This is a genomic window from Pallidibacillus pasinlerensis, assembly GCF_009996845.1.
GTDB classification, from domain to species: domain Bacteria; phylum Bacillota; class Bacilli; order Bacillales; family Caldibacillaceae; genus Pallidibacillus; species Pallidibacillus pasinlerensis.
The window spans coordinates 1-25,844 of sequence record NZ_JAACYS010000046.1; the positions used below are offsets into that span (position 1 = coordinate 1).

A 25,844-nucleotide genomic window follows, 5' to 3' on the forward strand; every position below is an offset into this window, starting at 1 on the left:
GGAGACCCCAATATTTTTTCGACAGTTCAATAAAAATAGGTACATCGCAAAAAGTTCGAGAAGGAATCGTGTTGAAATCTCCTATACAAATATGTATAATATAAAAGTCCGCGTTAATTAATGATATAAAAGATTTAGGTTGCATGAACTGAGTCTTTTATGTATAATATTAAATGTTGACTTTTGATAGCGATGAAGTGAAAGGTTGCTGACACACCCGGCCACTTTGCCATGGCATGTGTGCAGGAAATTTTCACGGAGAAGTCTTGTAATTAGGCGAAAAGGAGGGAAAATAATGGCAAAACAAAAAATTCGTATCCGATTAAAAGCATTTGATCACCGAATTTTAGATCAATCTGCAGAAAAAATTGTAGAAACTGCAAAACGTTCTGGTGCATCTGTAAGTGGTCCGATTCCACTTCCAACAGAAAGAAGTGTATATACAATCTTACGTGCGGTTCATAAATATAAAGATTCTCGTGAACAATTTGAAATGCGCACACATAAACGTTTAATTGATATTATTAACCCAACTCCACAAACTGTAGATGCGTTAATGCGTTTAGATTTACCATCTGGTGTGGATATCGAGATTAAATTATAAATTATTAGGAGGTGTGACTGATGACCAAAGGAATCTTAGGTAGAAAAATTGGTATGACTCAAATTTTCCTTGAAAATGGTGACTTAATCCCTGTAACAGTAGTTGAAGTATCACCTAACGTTGTACTTCAAAAGAAAACTGTTGAAACAGACGGATATAATGCTATCCAATTAGGTTATGGTGAAAAACGCGAAAAATTAGCGAACAAACCCGAAAAAGGACATGTTGAAAAAGCAAATACCACTCCTAAGCGCTTCATCAGTGAAATTAGAGATGTAAACGTAGACGAGTACGAACTTGGTCAAGAAGTCAAAGTTGATATTTTCGAAGACGGAAGTATCGTTGATGTAACAGGAGTATCAAAAGGTAAAGGATTTGCAGGCTCAATTAAGCGTCACGGACAAGGACGTGGACCTATGTCTCACGGTTCTCGTTACCATCGTCGCCCCGGTTCAATGGGACCTGTTGATCCAGCAAGAGTATTCAAATCTAAAGCATTACCTGGACGTATGGGTGGAGAACGTGTAACTATTCAAAACCTTGAAATCGTTAAAGTTGATACAGAACGTAACCTGCTTCTAATCAAAGGAAACGTTCCTGGTCCTAAAAAATCATACTTGAAAATTAGAACTGCTGTTAAAGCAAAATAATTATTTTAGGAAAGGAGGACAAAAGGAATGCCAAAAGTAACATTATACAACCAAACTGGTTCACAAGTAGGCGAAATTGAACTTAATGATTCTATTTTCGGTATTGAACCAAATAATCATGTAATGGCTGAGGCTGTAATTGCATTGCGCGCTTCTGCTAGACAAGGTACACACAAAACAAAAAACCGTTCTGAAGTTCGTGGTGGCGGACGTAAACCATGGAGACAAAAAGGTACTGGTCGTGCACGTCAAGGTTCTATTCGTTCACCACAATGGCGCGGAGGGGGTACAGTATTTGGTCCTGTGCCAAGAAGTTATGCATACAAACTTCCTAAGAAAGTTCGTCGCTTAGCTATTAAATCTGCGTTATCAACAAAAGTACAAGAAAACAGTTTAGTTGTACTTGAAGATTTAAAATTCGAAGCACCAAAAACAAAAGAATTTGTTGCGGTACTTAAAAACTTATCAGTTGATTCTAAAGCATTAGTTGTTACTACAGCTGACAATGAAAATGTGTTCTTATCAGGACGTAACATTCCAGGTGTAACAGTTGTTGCAGCTAATGAATTCAATGTAATTGATGTATTAGGTCATGATAAGTTAATCATGACAAAAGACGCTGTTGAAAAAGTAGAGGAGGTGCTAGCATAATGGATGCACGTGATGTAATCAAGCGCCCCGTAATTACTGAACGCTCTATGAATGTTTTAAACGACCGTAAATATACGTTTGAAGTAGACGTAAGAGCAAACAAAACAGAGGTAAAACAAGCTGTTGAAGAAATCTTTGGTGTTAAAGTTGAAAAAGTTAACATTATGAACTACAAAGGTAAGTTCAAAAGAATGGGTAGATACGCTGGTTATACTAATAAACGTCGTAAAGCGATCGTTACTTTAACTGAAGATAGTAAAGAAATTGAAATTTTTAATGCGTAATGAATAAGAAAAGGAGGGAAATATAATGGCGATTAAACATTATAAACCTACCTCAAACGGTCGTCGTAATATGACAGTTTCTGATTTTGCTGAGATAACTACAGATCAACCAGAAAAAACATTATTACGTCCTTTAAACAAAAAGGCAGGCCGTAACAGTCAAGGTAGAATCACAGTTCGTCATAAAGGCGGAGGTCACAAACGCCAATATCGTCTAATTGATTTTAAGCGTGATAAAGATGGCATACCAGGACGCGTTGCCACTATCGAATATGATCCAAACCGTTCTGCAAATATTGCATTAATCCATTATCATGATGGTGAAAAACGTTATATCTTAGCTCCAAAAGGACTTAAAGTAGGAACAGATATTATGTCTGGTCCAGAAGCGGATATTAAAGTAGGTAATGCATTACCATTAGCAAATATTCCAGTTGGTACTTTTGTTCATAACATTGAGTTAAAACCAGGTAAAGGTGGACAATTAGTTCGTTCTGCTGGTACAAGTGCTCAAGTACTTGGTAAAGAAGGTAAATACGTATTAGTACGTCTTGCTTCTGGTGAAGTTCGTATGATCCTAGCTACTTGCCGTGCAACTGTAGGTCAAGTTGGTAACGAACAACACGAACTTATCAACATTGGTAAAGCAGGTCGTTCTCGTTGGTTAGGTAAACGTCCTTCTGTTCGTGGTTCTGTAATGAACCCTAACGATCACCCACACGGTGGTGGTGAAGGTAGAGCACCAATCGGACGTAAATCTCCAGTTACTCCTTGGGGCAAACCAACACTTGGTCTTAAAACTCGTAAGAAAAACAATAAATCTGATAAATTTATCGTTCGTCGTCGTAAAAAATAATCTGATTGGGCTACGGTTCAATCGTAGAACCGTAGGGCAATCACGAAGGGAGGTTCACTCATGGGTCGTAGCTTAAAAAAAGGACCTTTTGTAGATGATCATTTAATGAAAAAAGTAGAGGCATTAAACGAAAGTGGTAAGAAACAAGTGATTAAAACTTGGTCACGTCGTTCAACAATTTTCCCATCGTTTATTGGTCATACAATCGCTGTTTATGATGGACGCAAACATGTACCTGTATACATTACTGAAGATATGGTAGGACACAAACTTGGTGAGTTCGCGCCAACGCGTACGTATAGAGGTCATGCTGCTGATGATAAGAAAACAAGACGTTAAGAGAGGAGGGCAAATCCATGGAAGCAAAAGCTGTAGCGAAAACAGTTCGTATTGCGCCTCGTAAAGCTCGCTTAGTTATTGATTTAATTCGCGGCAAAGAAGTAGGCGAAGCAATCGCAATCTTAAAACATACGCCTAAAGCTGCATCTCCAATTGTGGAAAAAGTATTAAAATCTGCAATTGCCAATGCAGAGCATAACTATGAAATGGACGTTAATAACTTAGTTGTTTCTAAAGCTTTCGTTGATGAAGGGCCAACATTGAAACGTTACCGTCCACGTGCTCAAGGTCGTGCGACACAAATCAACAAACGTACTAGCCACATCACAATCGTGGTATCTGAAAAGAAGGAGGGATAATTAGTGGGTCAAAAAGTTAATCCTATTGGTATGCGTGTCGGGATTATCCGTGATTGGGAATCTAAATGGTACGCTGATAAAAACTATGCAGATCTTTTACATGAAGACATTAAAATTCGTGAATACATTGAGAACCGTTTAAAAGACGCTTCTGTATCAGGAGTTGAGATTGAACGCGCTGCAAACCGCGTGAACATCACAATCCATACAGCAAAACCAGGTATGGTAATCGGTAAAGGTGGTTCAGAAGTAGAAGCACTTCGTAAATCACTTAACGCTTTAACTGGTAAAAGGGTTCATATCAACATTGTTGAAATTAAAAAAGCTGATCTTGATGCAAAATTAGTTGCTGAAAATATCGCTCGTCAATTAGAGAACCGTGTATCTTTCCGTCGTGCACAAAAACAAGCAATCCAAAGAACTATGCGTGCAGGTGCGAAAGGTATTAAAACACAAGTTTCTGGTCGTCTAGGCGGAGCAGATATCGCTCGTGCTGAACATTATAGCGAAGGAACAGTTCCACTTCATACTTTGCGTGCTGATATTGACTATGCACACGCAGAAGCTGACACTACTTACGGTAAATTAGGTGTCAAAGTATGGATTTATCGTGGCGAAGTCCTTCCAACTAAGAAAAAATCCGAGGAAGGAGGAAAATAACTATGTTAATGCCTAAACGTGTTAAGTATCGTCGTCAACATCGTGGTAAAATGCGTGGACGCGCTAAAGGTGGTACAGAAGTTAACTTCGGTGAATTTGGTCTTCAAGCTCAAAGTTCATCTTGGGTTACTAACCGTCAAATCGAAGCTGCACGTATTGCAATGACTCGTTATATGAAACGTGGAGGAAAAGTTTGGATTCGTATTTTCCCTCACAAACCTTATACTGCAAAACCACTTGAAGTTCGTATGGGTTCCGGTAAAGGTGCTCCAGAAGGATGGGTAGCAGTTGTTAAACCTGGAAAAGTTATGTTTGAAATCGCTGGTGTATCAGAAGAGGTAGCGCGTGAAGCGTTCCGTCTTGCAGCTCACAAACTTCCAGTTAAAACTAAATTCGTAAAAAGAGAAGAAATTGGTGGTGAAGTAAATGAAGGCTAAAGAAATCCGTGATTTAACCACTGCCGAAATTGAACAAAAAATCAAATCATTAAAAGAAGAACTATTCAACCTACGTTTCCAATTGGCGACTGGTCAACTTGAAAATACTGCTCGTATTCGTGAAGTTCGTAAATCCATTGCTCGTATGAAAACTGTAATTCGTGAACGTGAGATCGGTATAAATAACTAATGCTCGAGAGGAGGTAAGGTAATGAGTGAACGCAACCAACGTAAAGTTTACACAGGGCGTGTTGTTTCAGACAAAATGGATAAAACCATTACCGTTTTAGTTGAAACATATAAGAAACATCCTCTTTATGGTAAACGTGTAAAATATTCTAAGAAATATAAAGCTCATGATGAAATGAACGAAGCGAAAATTGGCGATATTGTTCAGATCATGGAAACTCGTCCACTATCTGCAACAAAACGTTTTCGTTTAGTTAAAATCGTTGAAAAATCTGTTGTTATTTAATAAATGTAAAAGTGTTTATTCCGAAAGGAGGTTAACGGTATGATTCAACAGGAATCACGTATGAAAGTAGCTGATAACTCAGGTGCGCGTGAAGTGTTGACTATTAAAGTTTTAGGTGGCTCCGGTCGTAAATACGCTAATATTGGTGATGTAGTTGTTGCAACTGTAAAATCTGCAACACCAGGAGGCGTTGTTAAAAAAGGAGACGTTGTTAAAGCTGTAGTTGTTCGGACAAAACGCGGTGTGCGTCGTAATGACGGAACTTATATTCGATTTGATGAAAATGCATGTGTAATTATTCGTGATGACAAGAGCCCACGTGGAACACGTATTTTCGGACCTGTTGCACGTGAATTACGTGACAACAACTTCATGAAAATCGTTTCATTAGCTCCAGAAGTATTGTAATTAAATTTAGCTTTATGCCATGCAGGGAGGTGCGAACTATGCATGTGAAAAAAGGTGACAAGGTTAAAGTTATCACTGGTAAAGACAAAGGTAAAACAGGTGTTATCTTAAAAGCTTTACCTAAAAAAGATCGTGTAATCGTTGAAGGTGTTAATATCGTTAAGAAACATGCAAAACCTTCACAAGAAAATCCACAAGGTGGAATTATCGAAGTTGAAGCTCCAATTCATGTTTCTAACGTAATGGTTATTGATCCAAAAACAGGTGAACCAACTCGTGTTGGTTATAAAATAGAAGACGGTAAAAAAGTACGTATTGCTAAAAAATCAGGTGCGGTATTAGATTAATCCAAAGTGAAGAAGGGAGGTACACCAGATGAACCGCCTAAAAGAAAAATATTTAAAAGAAGTTGTTCCAAGTTTAATGGAAAAATTCAATTACAAATCTGTAATGCAAGTTCCTAAAGTAGAAAAAATAGTTGTCAACATGGGTGTTGGTGACGCAGTTCAAAATGCAAAAAACTTAGATATGGCTGTTGAAGAATTATCTTTAATTACAGGTCAAAAACCAGTTGTAACAAGAGCTAAAAAATCAATCGCTGGATTCCGTTTGCGTGAAGGTATGCCAATCGGATGTAAAGTTACACTTCGTGGAGAACGGATGTATGACTTTTTAGATAAACTTGTTTCAGTATCATTACCACGTGTACGTGACTTCCGTGGCATTTCTAAAAATGCTTTCGATGGAAGAGGTAACTACACATTAGGTATTAAAGAACAACTGATTTTCCCTGAAATTGATTACGATAAAGTTTCAAAAGTACGCGGTATGGATATTGTTATTGTAACAACAGCAAATACAGACGAAGAGTCTCGTGAGTTATTAGCTCAATTAGGTATGCCGTTTAAAAAGTAATCAATATATAAAGGAGGCGAAATCGTGGCAAAAAAATCAATGATCGCGAAACAAAAGCGCAAACAAAAATTTAAAGTACAAGAATATACACGTTGTGAACGCTGTGGCCGTCCGCATTCCGTTTATCGCAAATTCAAATTATGTCGAATTTGTTTCCGTGAATTAGCATATAAAGGTCAAATCCCTGGTGTTAAAAAAGCAAGCTGGTAATAAAACAGTCTTGGGAAGGAGGTAAAAACATATGGTAATGACAGATCCGATTGCAGATCTTTTAACACGTATCCGTAATGCAAACATGGTACGTCATGAAAGTTTAGAAGTTCCAGCATCAAAACTTAAAAAGGATATCGTTGAAATCCTTAAACGTGAAGGTTTCATCCGTGATGCTGAATATATCGAAGACAATAAACAAGGTATTATCCGTATCTTCTTAAAATACGGTCCAAATAATGAACGTGTAATTACTGGTCTAAAAAGAATCTCTAAGCCTGGTTTACGTGTATATGCAAAAGCTGATGAAGTACCTAAAGTATTGAACGGTCTAGGTATTGCGATACTATCTACATCTAGTGGTGTATTGACAGATAAAGAAGCTCGTGCACAAAAAGTAGGCGGAGAAGTTTTAGCTTACGTTTGGTAATTTAATGTTGAATGGAGGTGTAATGTATGTCACGTATTGGTAAGAAGCCAATCGAAATTCCTGCAGGCGTTACAGTAACTGTAGCTGATAATAATGTAGTAACTGTAAAAGGGCCTAAAGGTGAATTAACACGCGAATTTAATAAAGATATGAACATTTCTATCGAGGATAATGTAATCACGGTTACACGTCCTTCTGACTCTAAAGAACATCGTACGATTCATGGTACAACAAGAGCGAACCTAGCAAACATGGTAGAAGGAGTATCTAAAGGTTTTGAGAAAACTCTTGAGCTGATCGGGGTAGGTTACCGTGCACAAAAACAAGGTAACAAGCTTGTATTAAACGTTGGCTACTCTCATCCTGTTGAGTTTACACCTGAAGCTGGTATAGAAATCGAAGTTCCTGCTAACACAAAAATCGTTGTTAAAGGTTTCGATAAAGAAAAAGTAGGTGCTCTTGCAGCCAACATTCGTCAAGTACGTCCACCTGAGCCATATAAAGGTAAAGGTATTCGTTATGAAGGTGAATATGTACGTCGTAAAGAAGGTAAAACTGGTAAATAAGCCTAAAAGGGTTTAGAAAGGAGTGACAATCATGATTACAAAACCAGATAAAAATGCGGTACGTAAGAAAAGACATGCGCGTGTTCGTGCTAAAATATCCGGTACTCCTGAACGTCCAAGACTTTCAGTTTACCGTTCAAATAAACATATCTATGCACAATTGATTGATGATACGAATGGTGTAACACTTGTTAGTGCATCAACTTTAGATAAAGAAATTACTGTTGAATCTGCAAGTAATGCTGAAGCAGCTGCAAAAGTAGGCGAATTAGTTGCTAAACGAGCAATTGATAAAGGCTACAAATCTGTAGTATTTGATCGTAGTGGTTATTTATACCATGGTCGTATTAAAGCATTAGCAGATGCTGCTCGTGAAACAGGATTAGAATTCTAATACAAAAAGGAGGGAAAATAATGCGTCGTATTGACCCATCAAGACTTGAGCTTGAAGAGCGTGTTGTTACGATTAACCGCGTTTCTAAAGTTGTTAAAGGTGGACGCCGTATGCGTTTTACCGCATTGGTAGTAGTAGGCGATAAAAATGGCCATGTAGGTTTCGGTACTGGAAAGGCACAAGAGGTTCCAGATGCGATCCGTAAAGCAGTAGAAAATGCGAAGAAAAATCTAATTGAAGTACCACGTGTAGGTACAACAATTCCACATGAAATCATTGGTCGTTTTGGTGCAGGTAGAGTATTATTAAAACCTGCTCACGAAGGTACAGGAGTTATTGCTGGTGGTCCTGTTCGTGCGGTACTAGAATTAGCTGGTATCGGTGATATCTTAACCAAAAACCATGGTTCAAACACTCCAATTAACATGGTTCGTGCAACATTTGAAGGTATTAAAAACTTAAAACGTGCTGAAGAAGTTGCAAAATTACGTAATAAAACAGTTGAAGAATTGTTAGGTTAGGAGGGAAAAACATGGCGAAAAAACTTGAAATTACCCTCACTCGCAGCACTATTGGTCGTCCGCAAGATCAAAAAGATACGGTTAAAGCATTAGGCTTACGTAAATTACATCAAACTGTTGTTAAAGAAGATAACCCAGCTATTCGTGGTATGATTAATAAAGTATCACATTTAGTTTCTGTTAAAGAACAATAATTCTTATTAACACAAAAAAGGAGGTGCCAAAAGTGAAACTTCATGAACTTAAATTAAACGAAGGTGCTCGTAAAAGCCGCAAACGTGTAGGTCGTGGTACGGGAAGTGGTCACGGTAAAACAAGTACACGTGGTCATAAAGGTCAAAATGCTCGTTCTGGCGGTGGAGTAAGACCAGGTTTTGAAGGTGGACAAATGCCTTTATTCCAACGTTTACCAAAACGTGGTTTTACAAACATCAATCGTAAAGAATTTGCAATCGTGAATTTAGATACATTAAATCGCTTCGAGGACGGAACGGAAGTTACTCCTGAACTACTAATCGAAACAGGTATTGTAAGAAAAGAAAAATCCGGGATTAAAATCTTAGCTAATGGTAAATTAGAGAAAAAGCTTACTGTTAAAGCTCATAAATTCTCCGCTGCTGCTAAAGAAGCAATTGAAGCTGCAGGTGGCCAAACTGAGGTGATCTAATGTTCCGTGCTTTCTCCAATTTTATGCGTGTACCCGATTTACGGAATAAAATCATTTTTACTCTATTAATGTTGATCGTATTCCGTATTGGTACATTTATACCTGTACCAGGTGTTAATGCAGATGTTTTAAATTTCGGAACACAAAGTGCCTTCGGTGTGTTAAACATCTTTGGTGGTGGCGCCTTACAAAACTTCTCCATCTTTGCAGCTGGTATTATGCCTTACATTACAGCATCTATTATTATGCAGTTATTGCAAATGGATGTTGTACCGAAGTTTGTAGAATGGAGAAAACAAGGTGAGGTTGGCCGTAAGAAAATAGCTCAAATTACACGTTACGCAACGATTGTAATTGCCTTTATTCAAGGACTTGCTATGTCTTATGGCTTCAATGCTATTGCCGGCGGGCTTCTAATTGAAGATACTTCATTTGGTAACCACCTTTTAATAGCTCTTGTATTAACAGCAGGTACAGCGTTTTTAGTATGGTTAGGTGAAACGATTACTGAAAAAGGTGTTGGTAACGGTATTTCGATTATAATCTTTGGTGGTATTGTTGCTGCAATACCTTCAATGATTAATCAAGTTTACTTATCACAATTTGCAAATGCTGGAGACCAACTATTCATTCGAATCGTTATCGTAGCTCTACTTTTACTATTAATTTTAGCGATTATTGTTGGTGTAATTTTTGTGCAGCAAGCTATTCGTAAAATCCCGATTCAATATGCAAAACGTGTTCAAGGCAGCAGTTCAATTGGAGGAAATTCCTCTCATATACCGTTAAAAGTGAACTCTGCTGGGGTTATTCCGATAATCTTTGCTATTTCATTTCTAATTACACCGCCAACGATTGCAGGATTTTTCCGTGATCATGCAGTAGCTCAATGGGTAATCGAATGGTTTGACTATTCACATCCGTTTGGAATGGCCTTTTATGCTATTCTAGTTATTGCATTCACATATTTCTATGCGTTTGTTCAAGTGAACCCTGAACAGTTAGCTGAAAATTTAAAAACACAAGGCGGATATGTACCTGGACGTAGACCTGGTAAACAAACACAGGAATACTTTACTGGTGTTTTATATCGTCTAACATTTGTAGGTGCAATTTTCTTAGCTGTTGTCGCGATTTTGCCAGTGTTCTTTACAAATGTTGCTGGACTCCCTGCCAGTGTTCAAATTGGAGGAACAAGTTTATTAATTGTGATTGGTGTTGCATTGGATACGATGAAACAACTAGAATCACAACTTGTCAAACGTCACTATAAAGGATTTATAAAATAAATTAGGCTTTAGGGTTTAGGACTCCTTCTGGAGATCCTAATTTCCCTGGCTCAATCAGGGGGGAATATTGAAATGAATTTAATTCTAATGGGATTACCTGGAGCAGGTAAAGGTACCCAAGCTGAAAAAATCGTTGAAAAGTATCACATCCCTCATATTTCTACAGGAGATATGTTTCGTCAAGCTGTTAAAGATGAAACAGAATTAGGTTTAAAAGCTAAATCTTATATGGATAAAGGTGAGCTCGTTCCTGATGAAGTTACAATTGGAATTGTACGCGAACGCCTATCAAAAGAAGACTGTAACAACGGATTCTTACTTGATGGATTCCCAAGAACAGTTCCACAAGCCGAAAGTTTAGAGCAGATTTTAACTGATTTGAATAAAAAGCTTGATTATTGTATCAATATTCATGTAAATAAAGAAATTCTTATGGAACGTTTAACAGGTAGAAGAATTTGTAAATCATGTGGTTCTACTTATCATCTCGTATTCAATCCACCTGCTAAAGAAAATGTTTGTGATAAATGTGGCGGTGAACTTTATCAACGTGCTGATGATAATGCTGAAACGGTTGAAAATCGTTTAGATGTCAACTTAAAACAGCAGCAACCTTTATTAGACTTTTACAAAGATAAAGGTTACTTAGTAACGGTTGATGGTCAACAGCATATTGATCAAGTTTTCCAAGATGTTGACGCTCTTTTGAGTAAATTGAAATAAATTTGTTGTTAACGATAGGAAAACAATTACGTTAAAATTTTCCTGTTAACTACTTCATTTTTTTCGTGAATTTCTCATAAAAAAAATGTATAATAATTATTTGTGTAGTGTTGAATTGCCTCATTTTCGGTGATAATGAAAAATGAGATCTGTTTAGGATGGATTTTTCTTTTTATATGATCTTTTTCCTATATTATGAATAACTAGTTCTCAAACACACTTACACAATAAATACTATGTTTCCCCTGAATTTTAGAATAGTAATGTACAATGCGGTCGAGTAACTATATAAATTGCTATATGCAACGAATCATTTCCGTGAAATGTACTTGACTGAGGAGGAGGGAACGAGCTGAATGGCTAAAGAAGATGTAATCGAAGTCGAAGGTACTGTTGTCGAAACTCTACCAAACGCAATGTTTAAAGTTGAGTTGGAAAATGGACACACAGTACTTGCCCATGTCTCAGGTAAAATTCGTATGCACTTTATTCGTATATTACCTGGTGATAAAGTTACAGTAGAGTTATCACCATATGACTTGACGAGAGGCAGAATTACGTATCGTTTTAAATAATGCTCCGTCTGATAAGGAGGTAGAAGCAAGTGAAGGTTAGACCATCTGTTAAACCGATTTGCGAAAAATGTAAAGTCATTAAAAGACGCGGTAGAGTTATGGTTATTTGCGAAAACCCTAAACATAAACAAAGACAAGGATAATTCGAAGGAGGTGCAACTAATATGGCACGTATTGCAGGTGTAGACATTCCTAGAGATAAACGTGTAGTTATTTCATTAACTTACATCTATGGAATTGGTAAACCAACTGCTCAAAAAATCTTAGCTGAAGCAGGTGTTTCTGAAGACACACGAGTTCGTGATCTTACAGAAGACGAATTAAACAAAATTCGTGAAATCGTTGATACATTAAAAGTTGAAGGTGACTTACGTCGTGAAGTTTCCCTAAACATTAAACGTTTAATGGAAATCGGTTCTTACCGTGGATTACGTCACCGTCGTGGTTTACCTGTACGTGGACAAAATACTAAGAACAATGCTCGTACACGTAAAGGTCCTAAGAAAACTGTTGCGAATAAGAAAAAATAATAGGTAAAGGAGGTTAATTAGAGTGGCTCGTAAAACTAATACACGTAAACGTCGTGTGAAAAAGAATATTGAATCTGGAGTAGCACATATTCGTTCTACATTCAACAACACAATTGTTACTATTACAGATGTTCATGGAAATGCTGTTTCTTGGTCAAGTGCAGGTGCATTAGGATTTAAAGGTTCTCGTAAATCTACTCCATTTGCTGCACAAATGGCTGCAGAAACTGCTGCGAAAGCATCTATGGAACATGGTATGAGATCATTAGAAGTTAACGTTAAAGGCCCTGGAGCTGGTCGTGAGGCTGCTATTCGTGCTCTGCAAGCTGCAGGTTTAGAGGTAACAGCTATTAAAGATGTAACACCAGTTCCACATAACGGATGCCGCCCACCAAAACGTCGTCGTGTGTAACTTTGTGTATAGAACCAGCATCGTACGTCTATAATGGGATATGATGCACTATATAAAGAAAAATTGATTGTTGTGCACTAACGGGAATACTTTCTCTGGGGAATTTCGGTAGAAACTTATTTTACCGGGGTTTCGACGTTTTGAAGGAGGGTAAATTTGAATGATCGAAATTGAAAAACCAAAAATTGAAACAGTTGAGATCAGCGATGACGCCACGTATGGAAAATTCGTAGTAGAACCGCTTGAACGCGGATATGGTACAACTTTGGGTAACTCCTTACGTCGTATCCTGCTATCCTCACTTCCTGGTGCCGCTGTTACATCTATTCAAATAGATGGAGTACTACATGAGTTTTCAACGATTGAAGGCGTCGTAGAGGATGTAACTACAATTATTCTAAACTTAAAAAATCTTGCACTAAAGATTTATTCCGACGAAGAAAAAACACTTGAAATTGATATGAGTGGAGAAGGTGTCGTCACTGCAGCTGATATTAATCATGACAGTGATGTTGAAATTTTGAATCCTGATTTGCACATTTGTGAACTAGCAGCAAATGGTAAACTTCGTATGCGCATTACGGCTAAACGTGGTCGCGGATATAAAGTTGCAGATGAGAATAAACGTGATGACCAACCAATAGGTGTCATTCCAGTTGATTCAATTTATACACCAGTATCACGCGTATCTTATTTCGTTGAAAACACTCGGATTGGTCAGTCGGCAGATTTTGATAAATTAACTTTAGAAGTTTGGACAAATGGTAGTATCGGTCCAAAAGAGGCTATATCTTTAGCAGCTAAAATTTTAATGGAACATCTGAATATCTTTGTAGACTTAACAGATGAAGCACAAAATGCTGAAATCATGGTTGAGAAAGAAGAAGATCAGAAAGAAAAAGTTCTTGAAATGACAATTGAAGAACTTGACTTATCTGTTCGTTCCTACAACTGTCTAAAACGGGCTGGTATTAATACTGTCCAAGAATTAACGAACAAGACAGAAGAAGATATGATGAAAGTTCGAAATCTAGGTCGGAAATCACTAGATGAAGTTAAAGCTAAACTAGCTGAGTTAGGCCTTTCATTAAGAAAAGATGACTAACAGTCACTACTTACTTCATCAAAAAGGAGGGAAACAACTTGAGAAAATTAGGACGTACAAGTGATCAACGTAAAGCCTTATTACGTGATTTAGCAACGGATCTTATTATCAGTGAGCGTATTGTAACAACTGAAGCACGTGCAAAAGAACTACGTTCAGTAGTTGAAAAATTAGTTACGTTAGGTAAACGTGGCGATTTACATGCACGCCGTCAAGCAGCTGCTTTCGTTCGTAAAGAAGTTGCTAACGAAGAAACAAATCAAGATGCTTTACAAAAATTATTCGCTGATATTGCACCTCGTTATGAAGAACGTCAAGGTGGATATACACGTATTATGAAAATGGGTCCTCGTCGTGGTGACGGTGCTCCAATGGCAGTTATTGAATTTGTTGACTAATATAAATTGTTTAACTGCTTAAATTAGCTATTAAAGAAAAAAGGGCAGTTTATGTTGCCCTTTTTCTTTAAATATTCGAGAATACGCCAAACTTTAAAAAAGCGAGTGTTACGATAAAGGAATTATGCCCTTTGTCTAGCTCTAGTACCCTTCCTACTTTTACATTTGAATATTGTTTAAAAGACTGCACAGGAAGGGTGCAGGCTTTTTTATATATAGAGTTTGTGTTTTTTATCGTATCGTAAGTTTGAACTTATCTTAAATTATTCATACTAACGATAATTCATTCCCTTTATTAAACAATTCTTCTATTTTACTTTGGAGCCGATAATGTTTAGAATGTAGAGAGAAATGAGTCGAGAGGAGAAATGCCGGTTTTTAAAGACCGGGAGAGTAGGTGATTAGAATGGCGAATAAATTTGTTCAATTTAATAATGTTTCCTTCCGTTACGATGAAGAGGCACCATATGCACTAAAAAATGTATCTTTTTCTGTATTTGAAGGAGAATGGTTAGCGATTGTCGGTCACAATGGTTCAGGAAAATCAACTTTAGCTAAGTTAATGAATGGGCTTTTATTTCCTGAAGAAGGTGACGTTTATATAAATCATTTAAAACTATCTGAGGAATTAGTATGGGATATTCGTGACCAGGTTGGGATGGTTTTTCAAAATCCAGATAATCAGTTTGTTGGAACGACGGTACAAGATGATGTGGCTTTTGGTCTAGAAAACCACGGTATTCCTCGTGATGAGATGGTAGAACGAGTTCATGAAGCATTACGTCATGTGAATATGGTCGATTTTCTTGATCAAGAGCCACACCATTTATCTGGTGGTCAAAAACAGCGAGTGGCGATTGCTAGTGTCTTGGCATTACGCCCAAAAATCATCATTTTAGATGAGGCAACATCAATGCTTGATCCAAGAGGGCGTAATGAAGTGTTGGAAGTTGTCCGTGAACTAAAAAACAAAGAAAACTTAACGATTATTTCAATAACTCATGATTTAGATGAAGCTGCGAAGGCAGACCGGATTATTGTCATGAATAAAGGTCAAGTGTATCGGGAAGGACTTCCTGAAGACATTTTTATGATGGATGATGAATTAACAAAACTAGGTTTAGATATACCTTTTACAACAAAGTTAGTAAAGAGTTTAAGAGAGAATGGTTATGATATTCCGAAAGATATACTACAGGAAGAGAAGTTGGTGGATTATATATGGAAATTAAAACAAAACATTTAGAATATGTATATCAAAAAAATTCACCATTTGAAAAACGAGCCTTATATAATATAAACATAACCATTCCTGAAAATAGTTATACTGCCATCATCGGACATACTGGTTCGGGAAAATCGACATTATTACAACATTTTAATGGTTTACTACAGCCTACTAGCGGTGAAATTCAAATTGGTGATTTAGTTATTGGTTCAGAGAAAAAGAAAAAGGGGTTAAAATCGATTCGTAAAAAGGTCGGCATCGTTTTTCAATTTCCTGAACATCAATTATTTGAAGAAACAGTGGAAAAGGATATATGTTTTGGTCCGATGAACTTTGGGTTATCTGAAGAGGAAGCAAAAATTCGGGCAAAAAAAGCCTTAAAGCAAGTCGGGTTAAATGAGGAGTTTTTGCAAAAGTCACCATTTGACTTATCCGGTGGACAAATGCGTAGAATTGCGATTGCTGGAGTTTTGGCAATGAAACCGGAAGTGCTTGTTCTAGATGAACCAACAGCTGGATTGGATCCTAGGGGTAGAACAGAAATTATGGATATGTTCTATTCTTTATATAAACAACATGGTATCTCAATTGTATTAGTTACTCATAGTATGGAAGATGCATCAAAATATGCTGATCATATTATCGTTATGCATAAAGGAACCGTTTATAAGTACGGTACACCTCGAGAAATATTCGATTCACCCGAAGAATTAATTAAGTTAGGTTTAGATGTACCAGAGTCTATCCGTTTTCAATTGAAACTTGAAGAAAAAATTGGTGCACAAATAGGAAAACAACCGAGTATATCCATTAATGAATTAACTGACAACATTTTATCCTATTTAAAGCGGGGTGATATCCAATGATGGAAAAAATGATCTTTGGTCGTTATATACCTGTAGAGTCTGTCATCCATCGAATGGACCCCCGAGCAAAACTCATTATTGTTTTTTTATTTATTTTTGTTGTCTTTTTAGCAAATAATCCAATGACATACGGATTATTAGGTGTATTTACATTTATTGCATTATTACTATCCAATATAAAAATTTCCTTTATTATAAAAGGATTACGTTTTTTATTTTGGCTAATCTTATTTACCTTTTTATTACACATTTTCTTTACAAAAGAAGGAGAACTTCTCGTTAGTTGGGGCTTTATAAAAATTTATGAAGGTGGACTAATACAGGGAATTTATATTTCTTTACGCTTTTTCTTTTTAATTTTGTTTACATCTTTATTAACGTTAACGACAACACCGATTGAAATTACCGATGGGTTAGAAAGTTTGTTAAACCCACTAAAAAAATTAAAGTTTCCGGTTCATGAACTGGCACTTATGCTTTCCATTGCACTCCGTTTCATTCCGACATTAATGGATGAAACAGAGAAAATTATGAAAGCTCAACAAGCTCGTGGCGTTGACTTTTCAGAAGGTTCTTTAACAACGAGGGCGAAGGCAATAATCCCGTTACTAATCCCGCTATTTATTAATGCCTTTAAACGGGCGGATGAGTTAGCAACAGCGATGGAAGCTCGAGGTTATCGTGGTGGTGAAGGACGGACAAAGTACCGTTTATTAAAATGGGATTTACGTGATACATTGGCACTTCTCATTTTAATTGCACTATCCGTAACATTGATCTTACTTAGAAATTAAAAATTTGCTTTTTATTTCCTATATTAAATGAGATGTTAGGATGATACAATGAATAGAGTAAAATGTATCATTAGTTATGATGGGTCTGAATTTGCCGGTTTTCAAGTACAACCGAATAAACGAACAGTTCAAGGTGAAATTGAGAAAGTTTTAAGTCGTATGCATAAAGGCGAGTTTATTCGCATTCATGGTTCGGGTAGAACAGATGCTGGGGTACATGCAAAAGGACAAGTTTTTCATTTTGACACGGATTTATCCTTAGACGAGAAACAATGGATACGTGCATTAAATACCCAGCTACCTGAGGATATTTCAGTTTTGTCTGCGGAATTAGTTGATTCGACCTTTCATGCACGTTTTTCAGCGCAAGAAAAGGAATACCATTATTATGTATATACTGGAACGAATCGTAATCCTTTTTTACGTAAATATTCACATCATTATCCATATGGATTAGATGTTGAAGCAATGGTAAAAGCACAACATTACTTTTTAGGTACCCATGATTTTACGAGCTTTTCCTCAGCAAAGTCAGAAGTAGAAGACCGGGTTCGGACAATTTCTTCTTTTGAAATAGTAGAGGAACATGAACAGCTCATTTTTAAAATTAGAGGGAATGGTTTTTTATATAATATGGTCCGGATTATTGTAGGAACAGTTTTAGAGGTTGGCATAGGAAAAAGAAAACCTGAAGATATTCCTGAAATTATTCAGGCAAAAGAACGAGCAAAAGCTGGAAAAACAGCGCCAGGACAAGGGTTATATTTATATAAAGTATACTATTAATATTTGTAAAAATCTCCATGAAAAACGCGGCGACGTTGCCTAAGATTTTCTTGACATTATATACTTAAAAGGTTATTATATCAAATGGTACATTGTTTTTTCCATGATAAGCCCCGGAACTTATTATGTTGAAAATAAACAATCGATTGAATTTAGGAGGAGTAAATAATGCGTACAACATATATGGCTAAGCCAAATGAAATAGAACGCAAATGGTACGTTGTAGACGCTGCTGGTCAAACACTAGGTCGTCTAGCTAGTGAAGTAGCTTCTATCCTACGCGGTAAACACAAACCAACTTACACACCACATGTTGATACTGGTGATCATGTAATTATTTTAAACGCATCGCAAATTAAATTAACTGGTAAAAAATTATCTGACAAAATCTATTACCGTCATAGCCATTACCCAGGCGGTTTAAAAGAAACAACTGCTGGTGAAATGCTTGAAAAACATCCTGAAAGATTAATCGAACTTGCTGTTAAAGGCATGCTTCCAAAAAATTCTTTGGGACGTAAAATGGGTAAAAAATTACATGTATATGCTGGATCAGAACATCCACACCAAGCACAACAACCTGAAACTTTAGAGTTGCGCGGTTAATATTAGAGGAGGGAAATTATTTTGGCAAAAGTACAATATTACGGAACTGGTCGTCGTAAAAGTTCTGTAGCACGTGTTCGCTTAGTTCCTGGTGACGGAAGAATCGTTATCAACAAACGTGATATAGAAGATTACATTCCATTTGAAGCTTTACGTGAAGTTGTAAAACAACCACTTGTAGCTACTGAAACTTTAGGAAGCTATGATGTATTAGTAAACGTTAAAGGTGGAGGTTACACTGGTCAAGCTGGTGCAATCCGCCACGGTATTGCTCGTGCATTATTAGAAGTAGATCCTGAGTATCGTTCAGTATTAAAACGTGCAGGATTCTTAACTCGTGACCCTCGTATGAAAGAACGTAAAAAATACGGTCTTAAAGGTGCACGTAGAGCTCCACAGTTCTCAAAACGTTAATTTTTGGCGTTTACAAAAACTCTCAACCAATTTGGTTGGGAGTTTTTTTATTGGTGCGCCCGGCATGTACATGAACTATAAGGTGTAAGTCCCGAACCCCGAAGACAGAAGTAGAGGTTAGCCAAGAGCAAGGGTGTCCGTGGTGACGCGGAATCTGAAGGAAGCTGGAGGCAAAACACCGGTCCGAGGAACACGAACCTCATATAAGGCTAGGTATGATTGAGTGAGTTTGCCAAACAAAACAAAGCTCTTTCTGTCGAAGGTCATATCGAGTAAATGAGGCGGATAGATGGTGTGAAAGTGCATGTACTTACCCGGGGAGGTCTGGCGGATAGGTGAAGTACGCTTCATAACCTACTTAGTGATAAGTAGCTGAACCGTCAGAAGTCAGCAGAGGTCATAGTATTAGTTGGTCTAGAACAACTAAGAAGGTCCGAACAATTAAGAGAGAATAGCCCTTGGCATTCAGTGAGTCATGATGAACACAGAAAACGTAGTACCTCACTTGAGGAAGGAAGCGGTGAATCCCGTGGGGGACCTCTTGGAGGGTGGAGTGACCACTGGCATAAAGAGAACAGCTATTCACGGAAGTTATAAAGACTTGCGTCAATCATCTTAATTGAACCGCCGTATACGGAACCGTACGTACGGTGGTGTGAGAGGACGGGAGTTAATCGCTCCCTCCTACTCGATTTTTAATTCAATCATAACAGTCGATTGGATTATAAAACAGTATTCCTGTTACTTTATATCAAAGGTTACACTTTCTAAACAAATATCGATATATTATAATTATTCTATGTATAGGAAAATTACAATCATGTCAGAAAATGATGTAAGAATCGCGGTGAATTTTGTAAGGTGTATGGGTATTACAAATACCATCGTTGAGTTAGGTATTGAATTGCATGAAAAAATTGATACTATGGGAACATTAAAACAAGCGATTCAAATGTATAGTAAAGAGTTTGATGAGGTCGAAGTTTAGTGGGAATGAGGAGGTGTATTTTAGCCTCCTCATTTTTGGGTTGTATGTGGTTATTGACCTTCTAACAATAATCTAATAATGTGCACTTCCTTTCCCCTAGTTTTACCTTGTATTCCAACAATTCTTTGTCGGTTTCGTATGGTTTATGCGAACAATATGAAAAAGGGGGAGATTTGTTTGGATTTCAATACAACGAAAATTGATACAAGTTTTATGAAACGAAGAAGAGAGCAACTGATTAAATTTGAACGAAGTGTTTTACGAGAACTTTCCATCACATTGTTGAAAAAAAGTTTCCAACAATATTTTGGTAACATGCAAACTGGTGTAGGAATGGTATTTGATGAAGCAGTTGAAGAAGGTTGTTATGATATTGCATTAGAAGTATATTTGTTAGGAAGTCGGTATAGTCGTGTAGGGTATTACGGAGAGCCGTTTGGAGAGATAAAATATCGATCCCAAGAAGAATTAAATAATTTTTCTACAGCTTTATTTGAATTTATATGCTTTTGGGGGAATATCCCAAATGAAGCGATGGAATCAATAAAATCAGCATGTGGTCAATTTGTAGATCACTGGTTTTCTGAAGGCTTTCATAAAGGAAAGATGAAATATAAAATGCGAATTCATTAAAATCAATTTAAAGTTCTAAAACGAAGCCTAGCCCCATATAGTTGTATAGGACGAGCAAGGGGGTTGGGCAATGAGTAAAAGGTGGATTGCAGTCGGCTCAGTTGTAATCATTATTGGTATTTTTGCTTTTCTTATACAATCCCGCTTTTTAGATCAGTACACATGGGATTCATGGAGCCTACCTTTATCCGGAAAAATTATTTATATTGACCCAGGACATGGTGGTCCAGATGGTGGAGCGGATAGTGGGAAAGCAATAGAAAAGGACATTGCTTTATCAGTTTCATTAAAATTGCGGGATTATTTGCAACAACAAGGAGCATTAGTTTTAATGACAAGAGAATATGACCATGATTTAGCAGATCAACACACGAAAGGTTTAAGTCGTAGAAAAACGGAAGACCTCCAACGACGGGCAAAATTAATTAATGACTCCCATGCTGACTTTTATATTAGCATTCATTTAAATGCAATTCCATCTTCCCGTTGGCATGGTGCACAAACCTTTTATCATGAAAAATTTATCGAAAATAAAATTGCAGCTGAATTAATTCAAGACGAATTAATTGATAACCTCCAAAATACGAATCGGAAAGCAAAGCCAATCAATCACGTTTACTTATTAAAGACCGTCGAAAAACCGGGAGCTCTTGTAGAAATAGGATTTTTATCAAATCCAACTGAACGGGATTTATTGCAAAAGGACGAATATCAAGAAAAAGTAGCTATCTCGATATATAAAGGCATTATGCGATATTTTACTGACGAAAAGAAAAACCGATTAAAAATGGAAAAAAATGAGGACTAAAACTGTTTATGCTGTCCAATGCTGATACGAAATTAGTGTTCGGATGTATTGGGCAGTTTTTTTCTGATAAAAAGATTTATTACATTTTAAGTCTAAAGTTGATGATTATATAAGAGCTTTTGATGTGAAAATGTGAGATGTTACACATGAAACATTTTTTTAGAAAATTATTTAAAAGGATAAAAAGTTGCTTTCCCTTTCTAATTAAATAATACATATAATTTCTGTATTGTTGTAAATTGTTTTATAATAAACTTGGACAACTAGTTAAAGGGGCGAAAAACATGTTAACTGAGAACGAAGTTAGGGAGTTATTAGGCAATTTTCAAGATCCAATATTACATAAGACTTTAAAAGAAACTGACGGTGTTATTGAAGTTTCGATTAAAGAAGATAAAAAACATATTAGTGTGAAGTTAGCTATTGCAAAAACAGGGACGAGTGAACAATTTCAAATTCAACAAAAAGTCGTAGATAAATTAAAAGAATCTGGATTTGCTACGGTTGGAATTCGTTTTACTGAATTACCAGAAGAAACGATAGAAAAATTCCGTCCAGAGGGACCTGAAAATAATAATGGTCTTTTACCAAGCAATAAAACAGTAGTAATTGCCATAGCAAGTGGTAAAGGTGGCGTTGGTAAATCAACCGTATCTGTTAACTTGGCAGTAAACTTAGCACGGATGGGTAAAAAAGTTGGGTTAATTGATGCGGATATATATGGATTTAGTGTTCCTGATATGATGGGGATTGTAGATCGACCTGTCGTTCGCGGAGATAAAATTTTCCCTGTTATTCGCCATGGTGTAAAGGTTATTTCAATGGCATTCTTTGTAGAGGAAAATGCCCCTGTTATTTGGAGAGGACCGATGTTAGGAAAAATGTTAACGAGCTTCTTTACAGAAGTAGAGTGGGGCGATGATTTAGACTTCTTACTTCTAGATTTACCTCCGGGTACAGGAGACGTAGCTCTAGATGTGCATCAAATGTTACCGACAAGTAAAGAAATCATTGTGACAACACCACATCCGACAGCAGCGTTTGTTGCAGCGCGTGCAGGAGCGATGGCGATTCAAACAAATCACCAAGTTCTCGGTGTTATAGAGAATATGTCTTATTATGAAAGTAGAAAAACAGGTGAAAAGGCTTATATCTTTGGCCAAGGTGGCGGAGAAAAGTTAGCTGAAGAATTAAAAGTTCCATTACTAGGTCAAATTCCACTTGGACAACCAGATTGGGACGAAGATGACTTTGCACCGGCAATTTATCAAATTAAACATCCGATTGGAAAAATCTATTTCAAAATTGCGGAAAAAATTGCAGATAAGTTTGAAAACAAAATAAATAATAAATAGAAAGAAAAAGGCTGAACTTTTTGAGTCAGCCTTTTTAAATGGCTATTTTCCTTCTTCTTTTTCCTTTCCTTGTTCACTTGCAGCTTTTAATAATATCTCTTGGATTTTTGCCTGATAGAGAGGACTTTCAATTGTCTCTGATATAACTGTCTTTAAATGTTCTCGGTATTCATTTCCTTTTAACAAATCGGCCAACTCTTTTTCAAGTTCTGGTTCATGGAGGAGTTCAACGACTTTCGAGCGATATTCTGGATCGTTCATCAAACTTTTCATTAATTTTTGATTTTCTTCCTCCATACTTGTTGCAAATGTTTTGGCAAACTCTGGATCTTCAAAGGCCTTCTTCCAAAACTCTTTTCCTTTATCTGATACGAGCGTAGATTGGATTGATTCAGTAACAACACTATTATCAATTGCTAATTGCGCTTTAAATTCATCTTCTGATAATACTTCTTTTAGCGCCTTTTTCCCATCTTCTGTTTTTAATATATCAACAATCATTTTTTTAGTTTCTTCATATTCCATATTTACCGAACTTGAATCTTGAGTTGAACAGGCAGCTAAATATATGAAGATACTCGTTAATAGGAGCGCTATAGTTACTTTTTTCATCTTAAAAAGCTCCTTTCTTTCGCTTATCTATTATTAGAATGAGGGTTTTTATAAAAAAATATTCCATAATAGCAAAAGGGTAGATTTTTCAAGTTCTGGTTGATACAATCAAGTTATACAAATTTGTTAAATATTTTTAATTTTAAAAAGTTTGATTCGATAGATGGGACAAGGGGGATATAGATGAACTTTAGAAACTGGGTGCGGTTTTACTTTCATACTTTATTAATCGGGATTGGTATAGGTGTTGTTACAGGATTTGCTGTTCGTTGGAATGATTATAAGCATTTATTTTACAATCTTGAGTTTAGTGAAATTGGAATGACAACCCTATGGTTTATTGGAATCGGCGCGATTTTTGCGACATTAAGCCAAATGGGGTATTTTGCGTATTTAACTGTTCATCGTTTTGGTTTAGGCTTTTTCCGTTCGTTGTGGAATCCGGTTCAAGTTGTCGTGATTGCTTTCGTATTATTTGACCTTGTCTATTTACGGTACAATGCTTTTGCAAATGAAGGAGAATCGATTTGGGCTTATGTACTTATCGCATTATTTCTGTTTTTAATAGGTACAGTAATTGCATATTTAAAAGCAAAGCAGTCTAATAATCGAAAAACCTTTATACCAGCGCTGTTTTTTATGGTTTGTGCAACAATTTTGGAATGGGTACCAGTACTTCGAACAAATGCCCAAGATTGGTTTTATTTAATGCTTATCCCATTATTAGTTTGTAACGCCTATCAATTATTATCCTTACCTAAATATTTGGAGCAGTCCAAAAAGGAGAGAATGGAGTTAAAGAAGCGGAAAGAACAGGAAGCAGTTGCTAAATAAACATTTAAATTGAGATAGGTTTCAATAGGAGAGGAAAAAGGGTCGTCTGTTTACGACCCTCAATTTATTTCTTTTGTGTTTGCCTTCCCTTCAATCATCATTTCTGAAATAGTTGTTAATGGTAACTTTTCATCGTTAAGCATTTTAATAATTTTAGGTAAGGAAACGGCCGTTTGGGTAGCGGAATCAGAAGCGTGCAATAGAATAATATCTCCCTTTTTCGCCTTTGCTGTGTTTTTTAAAATTCTTTCAACGCCAGGTAGTTTCCAATCTTGTGAATCGATACTCCAATGAACAACAGTATAACCTAGTTGATCTGCAATCGTTATTAATCGTTCATCGAAATGCCCATTTGGTGCCCTTAACATTTTTTTATGGTTAATCCCTAACTTTTTAAAAACCTCTTCAGCCCTTAATATATCTCTTCTAATTTTCTCATTATCTTCTTCTTCATAATCTAAATACTCATAACCTAGCAGCCCGATATCATACCCTTGTTCAACAATTTTTTCGGCAATATGGGGATGGTTTTCTACCCAAGACCCGGAAAGAAAAAAGGTAGCTGATTTTACATTTTCCTTTTTTAATATATCAAGAATAGGTTCTGCTTTAGAATCACCCCAAGCAATATTAAAGGTCAAAGCAACACCGTTCTTTCCTTTATAAAAAGCTTTAGGACCATCTTCTGTTGAAAATACGGAGAACTGTATATTTTGAATATAAATAAACCAAGCTGTAACAAAAGCTGTTAAAAATATAATTAAATACTGTTTAATTTTCTTACCATTTAGTATAAAAAAATAGTTCATTATACCACCTCGTCCATACTCGTCTACTTTAACCTATGTCATGAAGGCACTAAATATGTCAGAGAAAAAAGAGAAAACTTACGAAAAATGGTTATAAAATTGAACGAAAAGAAAAATAATAATCAAAAAAAGAGGTGATGTCATGATTGGTATAATGATTAACAAAAAAGAAGCGGAAGAGTTAATTTATTTGTTAAAGAGAGAAATGGATGAACTACTAATGGATTTTTCTGATGAGCGAATTAACGTTGTTGTCAAATATGCAATGGAGGAAAGATATCATTTGTTATTTTCGTTATTTAAAAGGATTGCACCACCAAATGAATGTATACCATATATAAGAAAATCAAAATATAATGATGATATTTTAAAGATAAATTCTTAAAAGCTGTTGACGTGTATAATAGTTCGTGTTATATTAATTATCGTCGCTTATACGAAAAGTAATTTCGTAAAGTTAAATAAAAAAATGTTTAAAAAATGTTTGACAAAGAATATTAAAAGTGTTAACTTAGATAAAGTCACTTTAAAAAATAAAAAACATTTTGTTGAAAAAATTGTTGACATCCAAAATAGAATGTTATAAAATAACTAAGCTACTTCAAAGGGTAGTTATTGAACCTTGAAAACTGAACAAGACAAAGCGTTTTAAT

43 protein-coding genes are annotated in these 25,844 nt (G+C 36.3%); 41 read left to right on the forward strand and 2 right to left on the reverse strand.

The features are described 5' to 3' along the window. Positions 1-295 precede the first annotated feature (295 nt). The 39 genes from rpsJ to GW534_RS10435 all read left to right on the forward strand — a co-directional run bounded on the left by rpsJ (position 296) and on the right by GW534_RS10435 (position 22,936). A complete protein-coding gene (rpsJ, locus tag GW534_RS10245) occupies positions 296-604 on the forward strand; it encodes a 30S ribosomal protein S10 (protein ID WP_161920920.1) in 309 nt (102 codons plus the stop codon). Between the two features lie 20 nt (positions 605-624). Continuing rightward, a complete protein-coding gene (rplC, locus tag GW534_RS10250; RefSeq protein ID WP_161920921.1) occupies positions 625-1,254 on the forward strand; it encodes a 50S ribosomal protein L3 in 630 nt (209 codons plus the stop codon). Positions 1,255-1,281: 27 nt separating this feature from the next. After that, a complete protein-coding gene (gene rplD / locus GW534_RS10255; protein ID WP_161920922.1) occupies positions 1,282-1,905 on the forward strand; it encodes a 50S ribosomal protein L4 in 624 nt (207 codons plus the stop codon). Then, positions 1,905-2,189 (forward strand): 50S ribosomal protein L23, encoded by a 285-nt coding sequence (rplW, locus tag GW534_RS10260; protein ID WP_161920923.1) that lies wholly within the window; start codon positions 1,905-1,907, stop codon positions 2,187-2,189. Before rplD ends, rplW begins: the two co-directional genes overlap by 1 nt. Positions 2,190-2,214: 25 nt before the next feature. Further along, positions 2,215-3,045, forward strand: a complete 831-nt coding sequence (gene rplB, locus GW534_RS10265) for a 50S ribosomal protein L2 (protein WP_161920924.1) — start codon at positions 2,215-2,217, stop codon at positions 3,043-3,045. 60 nt (positions 3,046-3,105) lie between these two features. Further along, complete coding sequence (gene rpsS, locus GW534_RS10270) at positions 3,106-3,384, forward strand: 30S ribosomal protein S19 (RefSeq protein WP_161920925.1); 279 nt, start codon at positions 3,106-3,108, stop codon at positions 3,382-3,384. Between the two features lie 17 nt (positions 3,385-3,401). After that, positions 3,402-3,743 (forward strand): 50S ribosomal protein L22, encoded by a 342-nt coding sequence (gene rplV / locus GW534_RS10275; protein ID WP_161920926.1) that lies wholly within the window; start codon positions 3,402-3,404, stop codon positions 3,741-3,743. Positions 3,744-3,746: 3 nt separating this feature from the next. Then, positions 3,747-4,403, forward strand: coding sequence for a 30S ribosomal protein S3 (gene rpsC / locus GW534_RS10280; RefSeq protein WP_161920927.1), 657 nt, complete (start codon positions 3,747-3,749; stop codon positions 4,401-4,403). A 2-nt stretch (positions 4,404-4,405) separates the two neighbouring features. Next, a complete protein-coding gene (gene rplP, locus GW534_RS10285) occupies positions 4,406-4,840 on the forward strand; it encodes a 50S ribosomal protein L16 (protein WP_161920928.1) in 435 nt (144 codons plus the stop codon). Further along, complete coding sequence (rpmC, locus tag GW534_RS10290) at positions 4,830-5,030, forward strand: 50S ribosomal protein L29 (RefSeq protein ID WP_161920929.1); 201 nt, start codon at positions 4,830-4,832, stop codon at positions 5,028-5,030. The genes rplP and rpmC overlap by 11 nt, the downstream gene beginning before the upstream one ends. Positions 5,031-5,051: 21 nt before the next feature. Beyond that, a complete protein-coding gene (rpsQ, locus tag GW534_RS10295; protein WP_161920930.1) occupies positions 5,052-5,315 on the forward strand; it encodes a 30S ribosomal protein S17 in 264 nt (87 codons plus the stop codon). A 39-nt stretch (positions 5,316-5,354) separates the two neighbouring features. Continuing rightward, a complete protein-coding gene (rplN, locus tag GW534_RS10300) occupies positions 5,355-5,723 on the forward strand; it encodes a 50S ribosomal protein L14 (RefSeq protein WP_161920931.1) in 369 nt (122 codons plus the stop codon). 38 nt (positions 5,724-5,761) lie between these two features. Continuing rightward, the gene (gene rplX / locus GW534_RS10305) at positions 5,762-6,070 is read left to right on the forward strand and encodes a 50S ribosomal protein L24 (protein ID WP_161920932.1); all 309 of its coding nucleotides are present in this window, start codon (positions 5,762-5,764) and stop codon (positions 6,068-6,070) included. Positions 6,071-6,098: 28 nt separating this feature from the next. Then, complete coding sequence (gene rplE, locus GW534_RS10310) at positions 6,099-6,638, forward strand: 50S ribosomal protein L5 (protein ID WP_161920933.1); 540 nt, start codon at positions 6,099-6,101, stop codon at positions 6,636-6,638. 24 nt (positions 6,639-6,662) lie between these two features. Next, complete coding sequence (locus GW534_RS10315; RefSeq protein ID WP_161920934.1) at positions 6,663-6,848, forward strand: type Z 30S ribosomal protein S14; 186 nt, start codon at positions 6,663-6,665, stop codon at positions 6,846-6,848. Positions 6,849-6,879: 31 nt separating this feature from the next. Then, a complete protein-coding gene (gene rpsH / locus GW534_RS10320) occupies positions 6,880-7,278 on the forward strand; it encodes a 30S ribosomal protein S8 (protein ID WP_161920935.1) in 399 nt (132 codons plus the stop codon). Positions 7,279-7,304: 26 nt separating this feature from the next. Continuing rightward, on the forward strand, positions 7,305-7,844 hold the full coding sequence (rplF, locus tag GW534_RS10325; RefSeq protein WP_161920936.1) for a 50S ribosomal protein L6: 540 nt from the start codon (positions 7,305-7,307) through the stop codon (positions 7,842-7,844). A 31-nt stretch (positions 7,845-7,875) separates the two neighbouring features. Further along, a complete protein-coding gene (gene rplR, locus GW534_RS10330; protein ID WP_161920937.1) occupies positions 7,876-8,238 on the forward strand; it encodes a 50S ribosomal protein L18 in 363 nt (120 codons plus the stop codon). 20 nt (positions 8,239-8,258) lie between these two features. Further along, positions 8,259-8,759: a 30S ribosomal protein S5 gene (gene rpsE / locus GW534_RS10335; protein WP_161920938.1), complete on the forward strand. Its 501-nt coding sequence runs from the start codon at positions 8,259-8,261 to the stop codon at positions 8,757-8,759. An 11-nt stretch (positions 8,760-8,770) separates the two neighbouring features. Then, positions 8,771-8,953 carry a 50S ribosomal protein L30 gene (gene rpmD, locus GW534_RS10340; RefSeq protein ID WP_161920939.1) on the forward strand — a complete coding sequence of 61 codons (183 nt, stop codon included), beginning with the start codon at positions 8,771-8,773 and terminating at the stop codon, positions 8,951-8,953. A gap of 32 nt (positions 8,954-8,985) precedes the next feature. Next, a complete protein-coding gene (gene rplO, locus GW534_RS10345; protein WP_161920940.1) occupies positions 8,986-9,426 on the forward strand; it encodes a 50S ribosomal protein L15 in 441 nt (146 codons plus the stop codon). Further along, complete coding sequence (gene secY / locus GW534_RS10350; protein ID WP_161920941.1) at positions 9,426-10,715, forward strand: preprotein translocase subunit SecY; 1,290 nt, start codon at positions 9,426-9,428, stop codon at positions 10,713-10,715. Before rplO ends, secY begins: the two co-directional genes overlap by 1 nt. A 72-nt stretch (positions 10,716-10,787) precedes the next feature. Further along, a complete protein-coding gene (locus GW534_RS10355; protein WP_161920942.1) occupies positions 10,788-11,438 on the forward strand; it encodes an adenylate kinase in 651 nt (216 codons plus the stop codon). Between the two features lie 356 nt (positions 11,439-11,794). Beyond that, positions 11,795-12,013: a translation initiation factor IF-1 gene (gene infA / locus GW534_RS10360; RefSeq protein ID WP_161920943.1), complete on the forward strand. Its 219-nt coding sequence runs from the start codon at positions 11,795-11,797 to the stop codon at positions 12,011-12,013. A 29-nt stretch (positions 12,014-12,042) separates the two neighbouring features. Then, a complete protein-coding gene (gene rpmJ / locus GW534_RS10365; RefSeq protein WP_161920944.1) occupies positions 12,043-12,156 on the forward strand; it encodes a 50S ribosomal protein L36 in 114 nt (37 codons plus the stop codon). A 21-nt stretch (positions 12,157-12,177) separates the two neighbouring features. Further along, complete coding sequence (rpsM, locus tag GW534_RS10370; protein WP_161920945.1) at positions 12,178-12,543, forward strand: 30S ribosomal protein S13; 366 nt, start codon at positions 12,178-12,180, stop codon at positions 12,541-12,543. 22 nt (positions 12,544-12,565) lie between these two features. Then, a complete protein-coding gene (gene rpsK, locus GW534_RS10375) occupies positions 12,566-12,955 on the forward strand; it encodes a 30S ribosomal protein S11 (protein WP_033827266.1) in 390 nt (129 codons plus the stop codon). A 160-nt stretch (positions 12,956-13,115) separates the two neighbouring features. Further along, positions 13,116-14,060, forward strand: coding sequence for a DNA-directed RNA polymerase subunit alpha (locus GW534_RS10380; RefSeq protein WP_161920946.1), 945 nt, complete (start codon positions 13,116-13,118; stop codon positions 14,058-14,060). A 38-nt stretch (positions 14,061-14,098) separates the two neighbouring features. Continuing rightward, positions 14,099-14,458, forward strand: a complete 360-nt coding sequence (gene rplQ, locus GW534_RS10385; RefSeq protein WP_161920947.1) for a 50S ribosomal protein L17 — start codon at positions 14,099-14,101, stop codon at positions 14,456-14,458. Positions 14,459-14,864: 406 nt separating this feature from the next. Then, entirely contained in the window at positions 14,865-15,704 is an 840-nt protein-coding gene (locus GW534_RS10390) for an energy-coupling factor ABC transporter ATP-binding protein (protein ID WP_161920948.1), read from the forward strand. After that, positions 15,680-16,552: an energy-coupling factor ABC transporter ATP-binding protein gene (locus tag GW534_RS10395; protein ID WP_161920949.1), complete on the forward strand. Its 873-nt coding sequence runs from the start codon at positions 15,680-15,682 to the stop codon at positions 16,550-16,552. Before GW534_RS10390 ends, GW534_RS10395 begins: the two co-directional genes overlap by 25 nt. After that, positions 16,549-17,346 carry an energy-coupling factor transporter transmembrane component T family protein gene (locus tag GW534_RS10400; protein ID WP_161920950.1) on the forward strand — a complete coding sequence of 266 codons (798 nt, stop codon included), beginning with the start codon at positions 16,549-16,551 and terminating at the stop codon, positions 17,344-17,346. The genes GW534_RS10395 and GW534_RS10400 overlap by 4 nt, the downstream gene beginning before the upstream one ends. A gap of 48 nt (positions 17,347-17,394) precedes the next feature. Beyond that, positions 17,395-18,132 carry a tRNA pseudouridine(38-40) synthase TruA gene (gene truA / locus GW534_RS10405; protein ID WP_161920951.1) on the forward strand — a complete coding sequence of 246 codons (738 nt, stop codon included), beginning with the start codon at positions 17,395-17,397 and terminating at the stop codon, positions 18,130-18,132. 168 nt (positions 18,133-18,300) lie between these two features. Next, positions 18,301-18,738 carry a 50S ribosomal protein L13 gene (gene rplM, locus GW534_RS10410; RefSeq protein ID WP_161920952.1) on the forward strand — a complete coding sequence of 146 codons (438 nt, stop codon included), beginning with the start codon at positions 18,301-18,303 and terminating at the stop codon, positions 18,736-18,738. 21 nt (positions 18,739-18,759) lie between these two features. Continuing rightward, complete coding sequence (gene rpsI, locus GW534_RS10415) at positions 18,760-19,152, forward strand: 30S ribosomal protein S9 (RefSeq protein WP_161920953.1); 393 nt, start codon at positions 18,760-18,762, stop codon at positions 19,150-19,152. Positions 19,153-20,017: 865 nt separating this feature from the next. Then, positions 20,018-20,140, forward strand: a complete 123-nt coding sequence (locus tag GW534_RS16705) for a hypothetical protein (protein ID WP_281351996.1) — start codon at positions 20,018-20,020, stop codon at positions 20,138-20,140. Positions 20,141-20,317: 177 nt separating this feature from the next. Beyond that, the gene (locus tag GW534_RS10425; RefSeq protein ID WP_161920955.1) at positions 20,318-20,773 is read left to right on the forward strand and encodes a DUF2521 family protein; all 456 of its coding nucleotides are present in this window, start codon (positions 20,318-20,320) and stop codon (positions 20,771-20,773) included. 70 nt (positions 20,774-20,843) lie between these two features. Beyond that, positions 20,844-21,581, forward strand: coding sequence for an N-acetylmuramoyl-L-alanine amidase CwlD (gene cwlD / locus GW534_RS10430; protein ID WP_161920956.1), 738 nt, complete (start codon positions 20,844-20,846; stop codon positions 21,579-21,581). A gap of 284 nt (positions 21,582-21,865) precedes the next feature. Then, on the forward strand, positions 21,866-22,936 hold the full coding sequence (locus GW534_RS10435; RefSeq protein ID WP_161920957.1) for an Mrp/NBP35 family ATP-binding protein: 1,071 nt from the start codon (positions 21,866-21,868) through the stop codon (positions 22,934-22,936). 42 nt (positions 22,937-22,978) lie between these two features. Here GW534_RS10435 and gerD read toward each other — a convergent pair whose 3' ends face one another. Next, positions 22,979-23,548 (reverse strand): spore germination lipoprotein GerD, encoded by a 570-nt coding sequence (gene gerD / locus GW534_RS10440; protein ID WP_161920958.1) that lies wholly within the window; start codon positions 23,546-23,548, stop codon positions 22,979-22,981. Between the two features lie 183 nt (positions 23,549-23,731). Here gerD and GW534_RS10445 point away from each other — a divergent pair, with 183 nt between their 5' ends. Further along, positions 23,732-24,382 carry a KinB-signaling pathway activation protein gene (locus GW534_RS10445; protein WP_161920959.1) on the forward strand — a complete coding sequence of 217 codons (651 nt, stop codon included), beginning with the start codon at positions 23,732-23,734 and terminating at the stop codon, positions 24,380-24,382. Between the two features lie 59 nt (positions 24,383-24,441). On the opposite strand, the gene GW534_RS10450 is transcribed toward GW534_RS10445, so the two are convergent. Continuing rightward, positions 24,442-25,191, reverse strand: a complete 750-nt coding sequence (locus GW534_RS10450) for a polysaccharide deacetylase family protein (RefSeq protein ID WP_161920960.1) — start codon at positions 25,189-25,191, stop codon at positions 24,442-24,444. A 142-nt stretch (positions 25,192-25,333) separates the two neighbouring features. Between GW534_RS10450 and GW534_RS10455 the strand changes: the two genes are divergently transcribed. Further along, positions 25,334-25,576 carry a hypothetical protein gene (locus GW534_RS10455; protein ID WP_161920961.1) on the forward strand — a complete coding sequence of 81 codons (243 nt, stop codon included), beginning with the start codon at positions 25,334-25,336 and terminating at the stop codon, positions 25,574-25,576. Positions 25,577-25,844 lie beyond the last annotated feature (268 nt).

Bases quoted from the DNA above. Each gene is read 5' to 3' on its own strand.
- rpsJ (WP_161920920.1), top strand. From the start codon at position 296: ATGGCAAAACAAAAAATTCGTATCCGATTAAAAGCATTTGATCACCGA.
- rplC (WP_161920921.1), top strand. From the start codon at position 625: ATGACCAAAGGAATCTTAGGTAGAAAAATTGGTATGACTCAAATTTTC.
- rplD (WP_161920922.1), top strand. From the start codon at position 1,282: ATGCCAAAAGTAACATTATACAACCAAACTGGTTCACAAGTAGGCGAA.
- rplW (WP_161920923.1), top strand. From the start codon at position 1,905: ATGGATGCACGTGATGTAATCAAGCGCCCCGTAATTACTGAACGCTCT.
- rplB (WP_161920924.1), top strand. From the start codon at position 2,215: ATGGCGATTAAACATTATAAACCTACCTCAAACGGTCGTCGTAATATG.
- rpsS (WP_161920925.1), top strand. From the start codon at position 3,106: ATGGGTCGTAGCTTAAAAAAAGGACCTTTTGTAGATGATCATTTAATG.
- rplV (WP_161920926.1), top strand. From the start codon at position 3,402: ATGGAAGCAAAAGCTGTAGCGAAAACAGTTCGTATTGCGCCTCGTAAA.
- rplP (WP_161920928.1), top strand. From the start codon at position 4,406: ATGTTAATGCCTAAACGTGTTAAGTATCGTCGTCAACATCGTGGTAAA.
- rpmC (WP_161920929.1), top strand. From the start codon at position 4,830: ATGAAGGCTAAAGAAATCCGTGATTTAACCACTGCCGAAATTGAACAA.
- rpsQ (WP_161920930.1), top strand. From the start codon at position 5,052: ATGAGTGAACGCAACCAACGTAAAGTTTACACAGGGCGTGTTGTTTCA.
- rplN (WP_161920931.1), top strand. From the start codon at position 5,355: ATGATTCAACAGGAATCACGTATGAAAGTAGCTGATAACTCAGGTGCG.
- rplX (WP_161920932.1), top strand. From the start codon at position 5,762: ATGCATGTGAAAAAAGGTGACAAGGTTAAAGTTATCACTGGTAAAGAC.
- rplE (WP_161920933.1), top strand. From the start codon at position 6,099: ATGAACCGCCTAAAAGAAAAATATTTAAAAGAAGTTGTTCCAAGTTTA.
- rpsH (WP_161920935.1), top strand. From the start codon at position 6,880: ATGGTAATGACAGATCCGATTGCAGATCTTTTAACACGTATCCGTAAT.
- rplF (WP_161920936.1), top strand. From the start codon at position 7,305: ATGTCACGTATTGGTAAGAAGCCAATCGAAATTCCTGCAGGCGTTACA.
- rplR (WP_161920937.1), top strand. From the start codon at position 7,876: ATGATTACAAAACCAGATAAAAATGCGGTACGTAAGAAAAGACATGCG.
- rpsE (WP_161920938.1), top strand. From the start codon at position 8,259: ATGCGTCGTATTGACCCATCAAGACTTGAGCTTGAAGAGCGTGTTGTT.
- rpmD (WP_161920939.1), top strand. From the start codon at position 8,771: ATGGCGAAAAAACTTGAAATTACCCTCACTCGCAGCACTATTGGTCGT.
- secY (WP_161920941.1), top strand. From the start codon at position 9,426: ATGTTCCGTGCTTTCTCCAATTTTATGCGTGTACCCGATTTACGGAAT.
- GW534_RS10355 (WP_161920942.1), top strand. From the start codon at position 10,788: ATGAATTTAATTCTAATGGGATTACCTGGAGCAGGTAAAGGTACCCAA.
- infA (WP_161920943.1), top strand. From the start codon at position 11,795: ATGGCTAAAGAAGATGTAATCGAAGTCGAAGGTACTGTTGTCGAAACT.
- rpsM (WP_161920945.1), top strand. From the start codon at position 12,178: ATGGCACGTATTGCAGGTGTAGACATTCCTAGAGATAAACGTGTAGTT.
- GW534_RS10380 (WP_161920946.1), top strand. From the start codon at position 13,116: ATGATCGAAATTGAAAAACCAAAAATTGAAACAGTTGAGATCAGCGAT.
- GW534_RS10390 (WP_161920948.1), top strand. From the start codon at position 14,865: ATGGCGAATAAATTTGTTCAATTTAATAATGTTTCCTTCCGTTACGAT.
- GW534_RS10395 (WP_161920949.1), top strand. From the start codon at position 15,680: ATGGAAATTAAAACAAAACATTTAGAATATGTATATCAAAAAAATTCA.
- GW534_RS10400 (WP_161920950.1), top strand. From the start codon at position 16,549: ATGATGGAAAAAATGATCTTTGGTCGTTATATACCTGTAGAGTCTGTC.
- truA (WP_161920951.1), top strand. From the start codon at position 17,395: ATGAATAGAGTAAAATGTATCATTAGTTATGATGGGTCTGAATTTGCC.
- rplM (WP_161920952.1), top strand. From the start codon at position 18,301: ATGCGTACAACATATATGGCTAAGCCAAATGAAATAGAACGCAAATGG.
- GW534_RS16705 (WP_281351996.1), top strand. From the start codon at position 20,018: ATGGGTATTACAAATACCATCGTTGAGTTAGGTATTGAATTGCATGAA.
- cwlD (WP_161920956.1), top strand. From the start codon at position 20,844: ATGAGTAAAAGGTGGATTGCAGTCGGCTCAGTTGTAATCATTATTGGT.
- GW534_RS10435 (WP_161920957.1), top strand. From the start codon at position 21,866: ATGTTAACTGAGAACGAAGTTAGGGAGTTATTAGGCAATTTTCAAGAT.
- gerD (WP_161920958.1), bottom strand. From the start codon at position 23,548: ATGAAAAAAGTAACTATAGCGCTCCTATTAACGAGTATCTTCATATAT.
- GW534_RS10445 (WP_161920959.1), top strand. From the start codon at position 23,732: ATGAACTTTAGAAACTGGGTGCGGTTTTACTTTCATACTTTATTAATC.
- GW534_RS10450 (WP_161920960.1), bottom strand. From the start codon at position 25,191: ATGAACTATTTTTTTATACTAAATGGTAAGAAAATTAAACAGTATTTA.
- GW534_RS10455 (WP_161920961.1), top strand. From the start codon at position 25,334: ATGATTGGTATAATGATTAACAAAAAAGAAGCGGAAGAGTTAATTTAT.